This window comes from Flavobacterium sp. GNP010 (assembly GCF_056428945.1).
In genome coordinates, this window is record NZ_JBWJVK010000002.1 from 87,292 (window position 1) to 100,445 (window position 13,154).

Below are 13,154 nucleotides of genomic sequence, written 5' to 3' on the forward strand. Positions count from 1 at the left end.
TACTTTTTAAAAGGGGTGCAAAACTACTATTATTTTAATTTCAGCAAATATTTTTCAACGCTTCTTTTGTACTTAATGGTTTTAAGGTATTCTTTTTCACAAATGCTGTTACAGCTTCTGGATTTGATTTGGCATATTCCCGTAATGCCCAGCCAATTGCTTTTTGAATAAAAAATTCTTTAGAATGCGCTTGTTTTAAGCATTCGGAGAATAAGAACTCAGCATTCGTTTTTTGTTTGTAACTCAATTGAAATAAAATAGCACTTCGGTTCAACCACATATTCTGTGAATCTGAAAATCGTTCTATTACATTTTTGGTTTCCAATGGAAATTCCAAAAGGTATTCACCTAAAATATACTTTGCAATCGTATCGACGCTATCCCACCAAGAATTGTCTCTTATCAATTTTTCAATCAGTTGGATGTCTTCTTTTATATAATTACCCTTAAGTTCTTTTATCAAAATTTCAATAGCACAATACTGAAATTCTCGTTCTGATTTTGAATAAAAATCTAATGCAATTCTCCTTGCGTTTGCTGAAACGGCTACTTTGTTTTCTTTCCAAATTTCCTTAAAAATGCGTCTTCGTTCCTCGGTTTTTATACCAAAAAACGGAAAATTATTTTTCATGTATTTTGCCATCGCAAAAGCATTTTCAGGATTTTTATTTGCTTTAAAAGCGTTTTCTAATGCAAGTGTAAAGTTCATAAATAGTAAATTTCAATGGCAAAATTCAAGTACAATATCAAAAAACAAAATTTAATCGTAAACATAAAATCTGCTTCTTAAATTTTATTTTTTCTATTTTCTAAAGTCTTATAAATGCTCTAAAAACCAATCGCTTTATCGTCTCCTCTAAAATCTGCACCACCTTCAAGTTTTTTATTTGGTAAAACCAAAATCGCATCTACTTTTCCTATTACGGGAGTCGTTTTTTCATTAATAATATATCCTTTCGATTTCAAGGTTTCAAAGGTTTTAGTGTCAAAAGTATTGGGTTCAAAAGTGATTAAATCAGGAAGCCACTGATGATGAAAACGGGATGCGTTTACCGCTTGTTGCATACTTAAATCGTGCTCATAAACATTTAATATGGTTTGCAATACTGATGTGATTATTGTAGAACCACCAGGAGAACCCACAACCATAAATAATTTTCCGTTTTTCTCTACGATAGTTGGCGTCATAGAGCTCAACATTCGTTTTTGTGGCGCAATGCTATTGGCTTCGTTTCCTACTAACCCAAACATATTGGGTTCACCAGGTTTGGCACTGAAATCATCCATTTCGTTGTTGAGGAAAAAGCCCAGTTCATCACAATAATATTTAGAACCATAGCCGTCGTTTAATGTTGTTGTTGACGAAACGGCATTCCCAAACTGATCTACAATTGAATAATGGGTCGTCTCCGTACTTTCATTATACGTTACTTTTCCTTCTTTGATATTCGATGATAAAGTGGCTTTTTCAAAACTAAAATTCGACATTCGTTGTTTCAAATAATCATCATCCATTAAAGCTTTTAACGGAATTTTTACAAAATCAGGATCGCCTAGATAATAACTTCTGTCGGCATACGCTCTTCTTTCGGCTTCTACAATAACTTGAATGGCTTCTGTAGAATTGTGTCCCATTTTTGCTAAGTCGAAAGGGGCAATCATTTTAAATATTTCTGCCAGACAAATTCCCCCACTGCTGGGCGGAGACATTGAGATTATCTTTAAATCCTTGTAATCAAAAGTAAGTGGTGCTCTCCATTTAGCTTCATATTTAGCTAAATCTTCTAAAGTAATTATGGCTCCTTTTTCCTGAAGGTATTTGACTAATATTTTAGCAGTTTCTCCTTTGTAAAATTCATCTCTGCCATTTATTGAAATTCTTTTTAAGGTAGTTGCCAATGCAGGATATTTGATGACATCATTTTCTTTGAAAGCAGTCGCAAATAATGTTTTATTGCCATTTACTTGTATGATTTTGTCTCGATACTCAGCTAATTTATCTTCTTGTTTTTTGGTAACGATAACTCCTCTTTCGGCTAATTCAATTACGGGTTTCAGAATTTCTTCGATAGGTAATGAACCCAATTTTTCATGAACTGCAAAAACGCCGGCAATCGTCCCGGGAACACCAATAGCCAGCGGAGATTCGGTGCTTTTTCCTTTTATTACATTTCCTTTTTCGTCCAGAAACATATCTTTAAAAGCTGCTAACGGGGCCTTTTCTCGATAATCCAAAGAACCAATTTCTCCGTTTGCTTTTCGATACACCATAAAGCCGCCACCGCCTATATTTCCTGCATACGGATAGGCTACAGCCAAAGCCAATTCGGTTGCAACCATTGCATCAAAAGCATTCCCACCTTTTTTCATAATTTCAACTCCAATTTTTGAAGCTTCTTCACGAGCTGAAACTACCATTGCTTTTGAAGTGACTAGACCAGTCGGTTCAAGCGTTTTTAAATTTGATTTGCAGCTAATAATGGCTAATGGAATCAGAAAAAGTATTTTTTTCATAAAGTGATAATTTTAGTTTTTGAGAATAGGATTAATTCTTGAAAAAAATTACTGAATTCATGTTCAAATTGAGAATAGAATTCGGAAAGTTCGTTTGTAGCAAATCGCATTTGAGATTGATTTTTAGTGCGACTATCCATTTGCGTTAAAATACGATGGATTCCCTCGATAGTTTGATAACTTACTAACCAATTGTGCGCTATCATGTAAGGCATTATATCTTTGGTTCTATCAGAAAGAATTTTGTTGTTATCGTACAAGGATTGGTAAAATCGTTCCACAAAATCTTCCAATTTTTCATCAGAATATTGATTCCAATTTTTAGCCAGAAAATGGTCGTAAAGTACATCTACAATTACACCCGAATAATGATGGTATTTCTCATGTAGTTTTTTAGTACTTTGTCTAAAAATGGGATGCGCATCGGTAAAAGTATCAATGGAACGATGCAATATTATTCCTTTTTGTACATCCAAAGGATAATTTTCAAAATGCTTCCCCCGAATGCCATCGGCCATGAAATTGCCAATTTTAATTAAATCATTATCCCCAGAAAGATATATGTGTGCTAGAAAATTCATTCGTCTAATTTAGGAATTTAAATGATGAATTTGAAATCGAATTGACTTTTATAAACCGTCAATTATTATATTTGTCAGCAATTTAAAATTTATACTTCAAAAATTAAAATAATAATCAATGACTTTAATAAAATCAATATCGGGAATTCGAGGGACAATAGGAGGGAAAGTAGGGGATAACCTTACACCTGTTGATGCAGTAAAATTTGCTTCGGCCTACGGGACTTGGTTGAAAAAATATAGTGGAAAAGAAAAATTGACTGTAGTTGTTGGTCGTGATGCTCGTATATCGGGGCCAATGATACATAATTTGGTGGTCAATACCTTAATTGGTCTAGGAATAGACGTAATCGATTTGGGACTTTCAACAACGCCAACTGTTGAAGTTGCTGTTCCGTTAGAAAAGGCCGTCGGTGGAATTATCCTTACCGCTTCGCACAATCCAAAACAATGGAATGCCTTGAAATTATTGAATGAAAAAGGGGAGTTCTTAAATGGAGAAGAAGGACTTAAAATTCTTGAAATTGCAGAAGCGGAAGCTTTCGATTTCTCGGATGTAGATGATTTGGGATCCATTATGATAAACGATGCCTACATGGACATTCATATTGATGAAGTGTTAAATTTGCCTTTGGTAGATGTTGATGCTGTAAAAGCTGCAAAATTTAAAGTAGTAGTAGATGGTGTAAATTCTTCGGGTGGAATTATTATCCCGAGATTGTTGGAATTAATGGGCGTTGAAGTAGTGGAATTGTACTGCGAACCAAACGGACACTTTCCTCATAATCCAGAACCGCTGAAAGAACATTTGACAGATATTTCAGAATTGGTGGTTAAAGAAAAAGCAGATTTAGGAATTGTGGTTGATCCAGATGTAGATCGTTTGGCTTTCATTTGCGAAGACGGTGAAATGTTTGGTGAAGAATACACTTTGGTGGCTTGCGCCGATTATGTTTTGAGCAAAACTCCAGGAAACACGGTTTCTAATATGTCCTCGTCTCGCGCCCTGCGTGATGTGACCAATTTACACAACGGAAGTTACGAAGCCAGTGCCGTAGGTGAAGTGAATGTGGTTGAATTAATGAAAAAAAATAATGCAGTAATAGGTGGCGAAGGAAACGGCGGAATCATTTATCCAGAGCTGCATTACGGACGCGATAGTTTGGTAGGAGTAGCATTGTTTTTGACACATTTGGCTAACAAAAAAATGACGGTTTCTGCTTTGCGTGCTTCGTATCCGGAATATTACATGAGCAAAAACAAAATCGAATTGACGCCACAAATTGATGTGGATGCTATTCTTGTTGCGATGACCGAGAAATACAAAAATGAAGATAGTACGACAATTGATGGCGTAAAAATTGACTTTGCTGATAATTGGGTACACTTACGTAAATCGAATACGGAACCAATAATTCGTATTTATACGGAAGCATCTTCACAAGAAAAAGCAGATGCTTTGGCACTCCGAATCATTGACGAAATAAAAGCAGTGGCTGGAATATAAGAGTAGTCTAAAAGATTAAATATAGCAAGCCTGTTCGATTAATTGAACAGGCTTGTTTTTTTGGTAATGTACTTAAAAATAGTTGGTAGATTTTACTAGAACTATTAATTCGTTATTTTCGTTTCATCCTCTTAGGTCCATACCAGAGCCAGAATCCTGTGATTGTAAATACTAAAAGTGCTAATCCCATTACGGTTGTATAAAATAATTTGAAGAAACCATTACCGGTTTTGAGGTAATCGTCGACAATTGATCCATCGTGTATTTTTTCAATAATATCAGATCTTCGTCTTTCAATATGCAATAATTTTCCTGTTGCTCCGTCTAGTTGAATGCCCCAATAATTCTCAGCAAAAATAAATTTCACCATTCCTTTATCTTTTTTTATTTCAATGCGCTCTAGTTCTAGAGTGCTATTTGCTGAAATAGAATCTTGTACAATTTTGCAAGCATTTTTATGCAAACTATCAATAGGAAGCCAGTCTTCTAATTGCACCGAAGTACCTTGATACGATTTTGATTGCAGTAGTCCGCCACTATTTTTTTTCCAACCTAATAGTAGTCCTGTCACAGAAACAATAAAGAAAAACACGAACAAAAAAGCACCAGTTGTTCGGTGCACTTTTCTAAAAATCCGGAGTAATTTAGCTTGTTGTTTTCTTGAATTATTTTCGGTCATTTTAATGCAATATTTTTTATGGTCATTTGTATTTTATTTTTCTATCAGCACATGATAAATAAATAACTATCATCTAACTATTGTGGTAGTTAATCCTTAAAAATTCACTCTGAAACTTATATTTGGCGTTAAGCCAAGGGATTTATTGTCTACTTGAATGGCATCATTCTGGTCATTTGGATTTACTTTGTAATAGCGATTGATATCATTATCTTGATTAGTAATATTCATTACCCCGGCAGTTAAGGATGCTTTAATAGATTCCGACAGATTAAAATTATAATTGAGAGAGGCGTCTAAACGCATGAAATCATCTAAGTTTTCACTGTTTGGTGAATCATAATTTACCATCGTATTATTTCCGTTTTGAACGGTTTCATTCCCTTCAATTGGTTTTGTATACGGTTGCCCATTTCTCCAAATACCACCAACGGCTATTTTTAGATTTTTAAGGATGTCATAATTAAAACCTAGCGAAACAGAGTGTCTTATGTCTGCATTATTAGGGAAAGTTGACGGGGTAAAAGTATCAAATGTATAGTCATTTTTGCTAAATGTGTAACTCACCCAAACGCTATATTGACGCGCTGTTTTATTGGCCAAAAATTCTAAACCTTTGGCTGTGTAACTGCCATTTGCGGTCTCATACTGAAAACTGTTATAGAAACCCTGATTAGAAGCTGTAATACCATCAACAATTTTATAAAAACTTGTAGCCTCGATATTTAGTTTGTTTTTATTGAATTCGACACCAAAAGAACCTTGTTTACTGGTGGCAATTGGAATGTCTTTATTGGTGACTAAAACCCAACGTCTTTTTTCGACACCAAGAAAATCATCTTCAAAATCCACGATTTGAGTAGTCGATTGATTTTTGAATTCCCCTTCTAATTTTAAAGCAAATTGATCTGATAATTTTTGTCGAATGTTTATTCTTGGTTCAACCAAAAACTTTTCGAATTTTTGAAAATAATTCAAACGCAATCCAACTCGTAAATATGTATTGTTTTTATTGTATTCTACTTCAGAAAATAAGGCGTGGTTCAACAAAACATCTTTTTTGGTACTAGAGTAAAATGGAGCACTAACGGTAGTTTGATTCAACATTCCTGTTTCATTAAATTGGTAGCCAAATAAGAAATTTAAGTTGTCATTTTTTTTATAATTAGTATTGATTTTAGCGCCAGTTTCCAGTACTTCATTAGCTTCTGTTAAGCGCTGATCCGTTTCTATTCTGTAATCAATAGCGTCAATATTGTATCTGGAAAAGTAAGTGATAAAATTTGAACTTAGTTTTGAATTCCACTGTGCCTTCCAATTTCCGCCGTAACCCATGTTTTTCTGAGATAAATTACTGGTTTTAGATTGGGTTTGGGTTGTATTGATGCGACGTTCCGAATAATCCAAAGCGTTATTGATGCCAATGACATTTGCTCTGAATTGATGTTTTTCGTTTAAATCAAAAAGTAATTTAGCGGTATAATCATAAAAATAAAAATCAGATGATGTGTCATGTTGGTCGCTATCTGCGTTGATTTCAGTGTCCTGAAAACTACGTTCAAAGTATTTCGCGTATGTAGGTGATTTCACCAAATCAGTAAGGGAACGACGTCCCGAAATATGAAGTTCTAATTTTTTAGTTATCGGAATTTCCAAAAAGGCATCGGCGCTAATGGAGTTAATTCCTGCACCACCAGAAAAGGTATTACTAATTAAATCTTTTGTATACATGTTGATAGTACTGGAAACGCCATCACTATACTCAGCACTTGTTCCGTTTTTGCTAACGATAACTTTGTTAGTTAGATTAGGGTTGTAAGGAGATATTAACCCGAAAAAATGACCAGAATGATACATTTTGATATTATCCCAAACTACTAAATTTTGATCGTTGGTTCCACCACGAACGTTTATATTAGCAATGCTTTCGTTAGTACTTTCCACACCAGGAAGTGCTTGAACTGATTGCAGAATGTCGGGTTCAATTAATCCGGGAAGAATACCAAATTTTTTAGTGTTTAAAACGGTACTTCCATCTAGATATTTTTGTAATCCTGACGTTAGATATACTTGAATCAAAACCTGATTCAACTCTTCATTTTTTGTATGAAGAACAATTTCCTTGCAATTGTTTTGTGCAGAAAATAATTCGTTAGCCGAAAATTGTCTGGATTCAAATCCAACATACGAAATGGTCAGCGTTGCATGTATTGGTATATTTTGTAATTTAAATGTACCATTTCCATCTGTAATTGTACTTCTTCCAATATTGTTTACAAAAACCGATGCGCCAACTAAACGAGATTTCTTTTCATCAGAAACAATTCCGCAAACTGATATTGTTTTGTTTAGCACCGATACAGTAACATACCTGTCGTCTAAAGCTTTAAAGTTCAAAAGCGTTTTCGAGTTTAGATAAGCAATTGTTTCTTGTAATGTAAAGGAAGTATTCGGCTTTTCAATTGTAATATTTGCCACATCTTCAACGGCATACGAAAACTTGATGTTGAATTGTTTTTCGAGGGAAATAATGACCTCAGTCAAAGGTGTTTTTTTAGTTGTATTTTGTCCAAAACAAAAACAGCCAATACAAAGTAATAGAAAAACCAGCCATTTATTTAACACCATAGTTGTAAAATATAATAGTTTTACCTTCAATCTTGTAACTTAATTTCAATGGAATTGTAACTGCTTGAAGCGCAATTTTTTTGTCGGTATGAGTAAAACTTCCTGTAAAAAGTTTTGAAGTATCGACACCTTCCACTTTAATTCTTATATCGTATTGACGCTCTAATTCTGCAATAACTTGTTCTAATGGAATCTGCGTAAAGCTCGATTCTTGTTGAATCCAAGAAGGGTTTTGGGCATTAAAATCTTCAACATTTTCGATGGTGCCATTTATAACTCGAAATGTTTTCCCGGGAGGTAATTTGATGGTTTTATTGTTATATGTAACACTCACCAAGCCTTCATAACAATGCACTTCAAAAAAGTTTTTACGTTCTTTTACATTAAATTGTGTTCCTAAAACCGTAACAACTCCAGCCGCGGTATTCACACTAAAAGTTTGCCCTTTCTGCACCTTGAAAAAAGCTTCTCCTTCTAGAGATAAAGCTCTTTGGTCAGCCCATTTTTTTTCGTTAAAACTAAGTTTTGAAGCAGCGTTCAATATCACTTCAGAATTATCTGGAAGCGTGACTGATTTTGTTTGTGCTATTTGAGTTTCAAAAGAGGTAATGTTATTAAACAACAAAAAATAACTAGATGTTAACAAAACGGCCACAACTGCGGCAACTTTATAGAATGCTTTGAAGTTTAAAGTTCTTATTTTTGTTTTGTTTTTAGAATGGTTTCTGGCCTTAAAAGCTTCCAAAGCAGCTTGCGCATCAATTGTTGGTGCCTGTAATTGTGATGCATAATGAGCAATCTTTTCCAGCGTTTGTAAATCTTCAGATTGTTTTAAATCCTCGATTTCTTGGCTTGAAAGCTCATCATTGAACCATTTTAATATTTCTTTTTCGTTTTCCATTTTCTATCTCTATGTTTATAAGACAACTAACTTTTAAATTACCCTATAGCTAAATGATTATTTATATATTTTCTATTTGGGCTCTCAATAGTTGTAGTGCTCCAGACATTCTTTTTTCAACGGTTTTTTGAGAAATATCGAGTAACTCAGCAATTTCTCTGTATTTTTTTCCATCTATTCGATTCAATAAAAATACTTCGCGCTGTGCTTCACTTAATGATGCGATCGCGTTGGTGAGTTTTTGTTTGAATTCTTCTTCTTCGAATAAATATTCGGGACTTTGATTATTGGTATCTAAGTTGGGCGCATCTTTGGCATATCTCAATACCACTTTTTGATGTTTAATGGTATTCAGGAATAAATTATTAATGCTGGTAAACAAATACGTTTTGACTTTACTAAAGTCAATCTTAGAACAATTTTCCCAAATCTTGGTAAACGCATCTTGTACCAGATCTAATGCAGCTTCATCGTCACCACATTTGTAATAGGCAAAATTAGTTGCTGATTGCACGTGCTTTAAGTAAAAGTCTCTAAAGTGATTTTCTTCGCAAAGGGTACTTTTTTCGTCGCTCATGGAGTAATAATTCATTTTTTGTAGGTTGTAAATGTAAAATATTTTTTCAAAAAGCAGTTGTGTTGCCGATGATTGCTTTTTGATTTAAAATATTTTATATTTTAATATATTGATTTTGAGTATTTTGAAATTTTTTTTAAATTTTTTTTAAAATTTACGTAGGGTAAAAATAAGCGTAGTTGTCTTACTAACAGAAAGGCGTTAAAAACATCGCTTGTAAATATAAAAATATATTAAATTTGAAAATTATGAAAAAATTAAAAATTGTTACCGGAATTGCATTGATGGCTATCTTAAGTTTTACATCATGCCAAAGCGAAGTTGATGAAGTAGAGGGAGAAAATCCAAATACAAACACTGCTAATTCAACGACAACGACTAATTTGAAACGTACTTCAATGTACGATGGTTCATTTGATGATTTCTTGGATGGAGCTTCATGCTCATCTATTGTCTTGCCTGCTACTGCAAAAGTTAACGGAGTTCAGGTTTCTATTTTAAGCCAAGTAGATTATCAACAAGTACTTTCTATTTTTGCTAAATTCAATGACGACCAGGATACTGTTGTTTTACAATTTCCTTTAAAAATTAAAACCAGTAATTATACAGAGGTTACTGTTACGAATCAAACCGAATATAATGCAATTCTAAATGCCTGTTCCTCTGCAGAAGCTTCTGGTCAAGATGCAATTTCATCTGTCAAGTTTTTCTTTCCTATTACAATTTTAACGTACAATCTTAGTTTACAGCAAACAGGTAGTGTTGTCATCACATCCGAAATGCAATTGTATACGTATATGACAAATATTAGCGCGTCAGAATTGTATTCAGTAAAATATCCTATTTCAGTAACAATTGCTGATGGAACTAAAACAACTGTTACAAGTGATGCCGAGTTGCAAGCCGCAATAAGCGCGTCTTTAAAAACAGAAGAGACAATTGCCTTAGCCGCTCAAAATAGAAAAAAAGTAGAAACAATTTTAGTAAATGGTAAGTTCAAAGTAGACTCCTATGTGAATGCAGGAGTTAATTCAGCAACGAATTACAAAGATTTCACGATTGATTTTGCAAATAATTTATCGGTAACTGCTGTAAATCTAGTGAATACAACAGTAAATGGAACTTATGCGGTAAGCTCGGAATTAAATGTTTTTCTAAAACTAAATTTTTCAGGTAACGCTTCGTTTACTTTATTGAATAATACATGGAAAGTAACTAGTTTTACTGCTTCGACTATTACATTGCAAAGTTCTACTAATGCAGCAGTAACATTAGTATTGAAACAAATATAGCTGGATTTAAGTTGGTAGTTTAGTAAGAACAGCTACCTTAAATTGTGTAGCTGTTTTTATATAAATAAACTTAATAACAAATATAATAATGAAAAAAGTACTTTCTCTACTCACGATTGGTTTGTTCCTTTCGGTAGCATCCTGTTCAAAAGAAGATGATCCCTTAGATAATCCAGTTGCTGTAAATCCGAATACGAATAAACAGCAAACAGGAAGCTCTGCTAACGATTTGTTATCGGATAAAAAGTTTAAGAGCATGGTAATCGAAGTGGTATATGTAGCTGGTTTTGAACCAAGCGCTCAATCGATTACCAATTTCGTGAATTTTCTTTCTGCACGAACTTTTAAACCAGGTGGTATTAGTGTGATTAAACGGTCTATTGCATCGCCGGGAAGTTCCCCTTATACTAATGAGGAGATTGTAAGTATTGAAGATGCTAATAGAACCAAATACAATACAGCAGACCAAATTGCAGTTTGGGCATTTTTTGCAGACGGAAAATCTTCGAAGGATACGGATACTTCGGTTATTCTAGGGACAGCTTACAGAAACACTTCTTTTGTTATTTATGAACAAACGGTTCATGGTTTGAGTGATAGTGCTTTTGAACCTAACAGAAGTTTATTAGAAACTACAGTAATTACTCATGAATTCGGACATATATTAGGTTTGACTAACCTTGGTACAGCTTTACAAAGCAATCACGAAGATGCAGAACATCCTAAACATTGTATTGAAAAGACCTGTTTAATGTTTTGGTCAGCAGAAATTGGTGGTGGTATCGGTAATATGGTTTCAAGCGGTTCAGCTCCACAATTAGACGCGCAATGCATTGCAGATCTTCGTGCCAATGGTGGGAAATAAAAGTATAATAAGATTAATTAAAACAGGATAAAGATGAAAATTAAACAGATAACAATAGCTTTATTTTTTGGTGTACTAGCAACAATGAGTGCACAAGACAAAGGAGCTCTCAAATCAACAGGTGGAATAAAAGGAGGTTATAATTTGGCTGCAGTACGTTTTGATGGAGACGGAGAAACAGAACAGCGAAGCGGTTTTCATGTAGGAGTTTATGGCGAGTCCTTTATTAGCGAAAGCTTTTCTATTCAACCTGAATTACTGTATTCTCAGCAAGGATATAAAATTACAAATAGCAGTGGTACTTTTACTCAAAAGTTGGATTATATCAATTTACCAATAATGTTGAAAGCGTATCCATCAAAAAATTTCTTTTTGGAAGCTGGTCCACAAATTGGATTAGCGATTATACACAAAGAGGAATATTCAGGCCTTTTTAGTGGCTCGCAAGAGTATGATCCTAATAATTTTGATTGGGGATTAAATTTTGGAGGTGGTTTAAAATTTGATTCTGGAATAAGTTTAGGAGTCCGTTATCATTTAGGATTAGGAGATTTGTACGATGAAGGCAAAGCTCAAAACAGAGTATTGCAATTTTCAGTAGGATTCGATTTATAATCTTAATTAGCTTTAGAAACAGAATGCCCAAGAAAATTTCTTGGGCATTTTTTTATGTGTTATCGAAAGTAAAAAATATAATTTATCGTTTAAAAAGAGACTTTGTAAATTATTCCAGCGGTGAATTCCCGCGTTAATCCGTCAGGGCGAACTTCTCGGACTACAAATGGTGTGGCTACAGATAATTCGATACTGTTTTTAGTGTTAATTGTATACACGCCAATTAGGTTTCCGTTTATGGTCAATCCATCTGAGTTTTTTATCGTTTCTCTCTGTCCAAAAGTATTCTGAAAACGATCTTCCCCTAAGTGATAAATGAATAATACATTGGGTTTAAAAGTGAACTTTTTATTAGAAGTTTGAAACGTATATGTAGTTCTAAACAAAGCATCTGATTTTCTTTCGAATAAATTAGTGGAAGGAAAATCATCAGTCCCAGAGAATTCTTTGAAATACGAATTTTTATTGTTGTTAAAAACAGGAATTTGAACGGCCGTATTAAAATCCCATTTTTTATAATTAAAATTCAGTCCTGCAATCAAATCAAAAGTTCCCAAGCTTGATTGATAGTCTAAAGGAAGTGAAAACTCATTTATTTTAAGATTTGAACTTGTAAAAGGGACTTTAAAACCCACAAGAGAACTCCATTGTGTATTCGTTTTTGGTTTCCAATTGTAATTTCCAATTAAATAAGCATCACCAAAAGCACCCCGTTGACCAAAACTGCCACTTGCAACTGAATACGTAATTTTAGAACTTAACGACAATCGTTCGTTTATAGTTCTGATGTAGGTGATGTAAGGTGAAATATAGGTGACATCAGCTTCGCCAGCACCAAAAATACTTCCTATTTCAATCCCGTTTTTTAATTCTTTATCTGTAGTTTGAAAACCGTTTCCAATGGAACAAATTCCGGCATCGCTGCAGCCTTGCGCAAAGGAGTGAGAGAATATCCCAATAGCGATAATTAGCAATAGATTTTTCATAAATCAGAT

The 13,154-nt window shown here is 33.9% G+C and carries 12 protein-coding genes; 4 read left to right on the forward strand and 8 right to left on the reverse strand.

What is annotated here, in order from left to right:
- Nucleotides 1–40: 40 nt before the first annotated feature.
- From AC061C_RS01100 to AC061C_RS01110, 3 genes are all read right to left on the reverse strand, one after another.
- Nucleotides 41–709, reverse strand: a complete 669-nt coding sequence (locus AC061C_RS01100) for a DNA alkylation repair protein (RefSeq protein ID WP_478289665.1) — start codon at nucleotides 707–709, stop codon at nucleotides 41–43.
- Nucleotides 710–828: 119 nt separating this feature from the next.
- Nucleotides 829–2,514, reverse strand: coding sequence for a gamma-glutamyltransferase (gene ggt / locus AC061C_RS01105; protein ID WP_478289666.1), 1,686 nt, complete (start codon nucleotides 2,512–2,514; stop codon nucleotides 829–831).
- A complete protein-coding gene (locus AC061C_RS01110) occupies nucleotides 2,511–3,095 on the reverse strand; it encodes an acyl carrier protein phosphodiesterase (protein ID WP_478289667.1) in 585 nt (194 codons plus the stop codon). Before AC061C_RS01110 ends, ggt begins: the two co-directional genes overlap by 4 nt.
- A 118-nt stretch (nucleotides 3,096–3,213) precedes the next feature.
- Between AC061C_RS01110 and glmM the strand changes: the two genes are divergently transcribed.
- Nucleotides 3,214–4,602 carry a phosphoglucosamine mutase gene (glmM, locus tag AC061C_RS01115; RefSeq protein WP_478289668.1) on the forward strand — a complete coding sequence of 463 codons (1,389 nt, stop codon included), beginning with the start codon at nucleotides 3,214–3,216 and terminating at the stop codon, nucleotides 4,600–4,602.
- A 112-nt stretch (nucleotides 4,603–4,714) separates the two neighbouring features.
- On the opposite strand, the gene AC061C_RS01120 is transcribed toward glmM, so the two are convergent.
- From AC061C_RS01120 to AC061C_RS01135, 4 genes are all read right to left on the reverse strand, one after another.
- Nucleotides 4,715–5,281, reverse strand: coding sequence for a PepSY domain-containing protein (locus AC061C_RS01120; protein WP_478289669.1), 567 nt, complete (start codon nucleotides 5,279–5,281; stop codon nucleotides 4,715–4,717).
- A 96-nt stretch (nucleotides 5,282–5,377) separates the two neighbouring features.
- Nucleotides 5,378–7,909 (reverse strand): TonB-dependent receptor, encoded by a 2,532-nt coding sequence (locus AC061C_RS01125; protein ID WP_478289670.1) that lies wholly within the window; start codon nucleotides 7,907–7,909, stop codon nucleotides 5,378–5,380.
- Nucleotides 7,896–8,810: a FecR family protein gene (locus tag AC061C_RS01130; protein WP_478289671.1), complete on the reverse strand. Its 915-nt coding sequence runs from the start codon at nucleotides 8,808–8,810 to the stop codon at nucleotides 7,896–7,898. The genes AC061C_RS01125 and AC061C_RS01130 overlap by 14 nt, the downstream gene beginning before the upstream one ends.
- Nucleotides 8,811–8,871: 61 nt before the next feature.
- Entirely contained in the window at nucleotides 8,872–9,387 is a 516-nt protein-coding gene (locus AC061C_RS01135; RefSeq protein ID WP_478289672.1) for an RNA polymerase sigma factor, read from the reverse strand.
- Between the two features lie 248 nt (nucleotides 9,388–9,635).
- On the opposite strand from AC061C_RS01135, the gene AC061C_RS01140 reads away from it, so the two are divergent.
- The 3 genes from AC061C_RS01140 to AC061C_RS01150 all read left to right on the forward strand — a co-directional run bounded on the left by AC061C_RS01140 (nucleotide 9,636) and on the right by AC061C_RS01150 (nucleotide 12,159).
- Nucleotides 9,636–10,679: a hypothetical protein gene (locus AC061C_RS01140; RefSeq protein WP_478289673.1), complete on the forward strand. Its 1,044-nt coding sequence runs from the start codon at nucleotides 9,636–9,638 to the stop codon at nucleotides 10,677–10,679.
- A gap of 88 nt (nucleotides 10,680–10,767) precedes the next feature.
- Nucleotides 10,768–11,544 carry a membrane metalloprotease gene (locus tag AC061C_RS01145; protein WP_478289674.1) on the forward strand — a complete coding sequence of 259 codons (777 nt, stop codon included), beginning with the start codon at nucleotides 10,768–10,770 and terminating at the stop codon, nucleotides 11,542–11,544.
- 33 nt (nucleotides 11,545–11,577) lie between these two features.
- Nucleotides 11,578–12,159 (forward strand): porin family protein, encoded by a 582-nt coding sequence (locus AC061C_RS01150; RefSeq protein ID WP_478289675.1) that lies wholly within the window; start codon nucleotides 11,578–11,580, stop codon nucleotides 12,157–12,159.
- Between the two features lie 89 nt (nucleotides 12,160–12,248).
- Here the strand turns inward: AC061C_RS01150 and AC061C_RS01155 are convergent, their stop codons facing one another.
- Complete coding sequence (locus AC061C_RS01155) at nucleotides 12,249–13,145, reverse strand: hypothetical protein (protein ID WP_478289676.1); 897 nt, start codon at nucleotides 13,143–13,145, stop codon at nucleotides 12,249–12,251.
- Nucleotides 13,146–13,154: the final 9 nt, after the last annotated feature.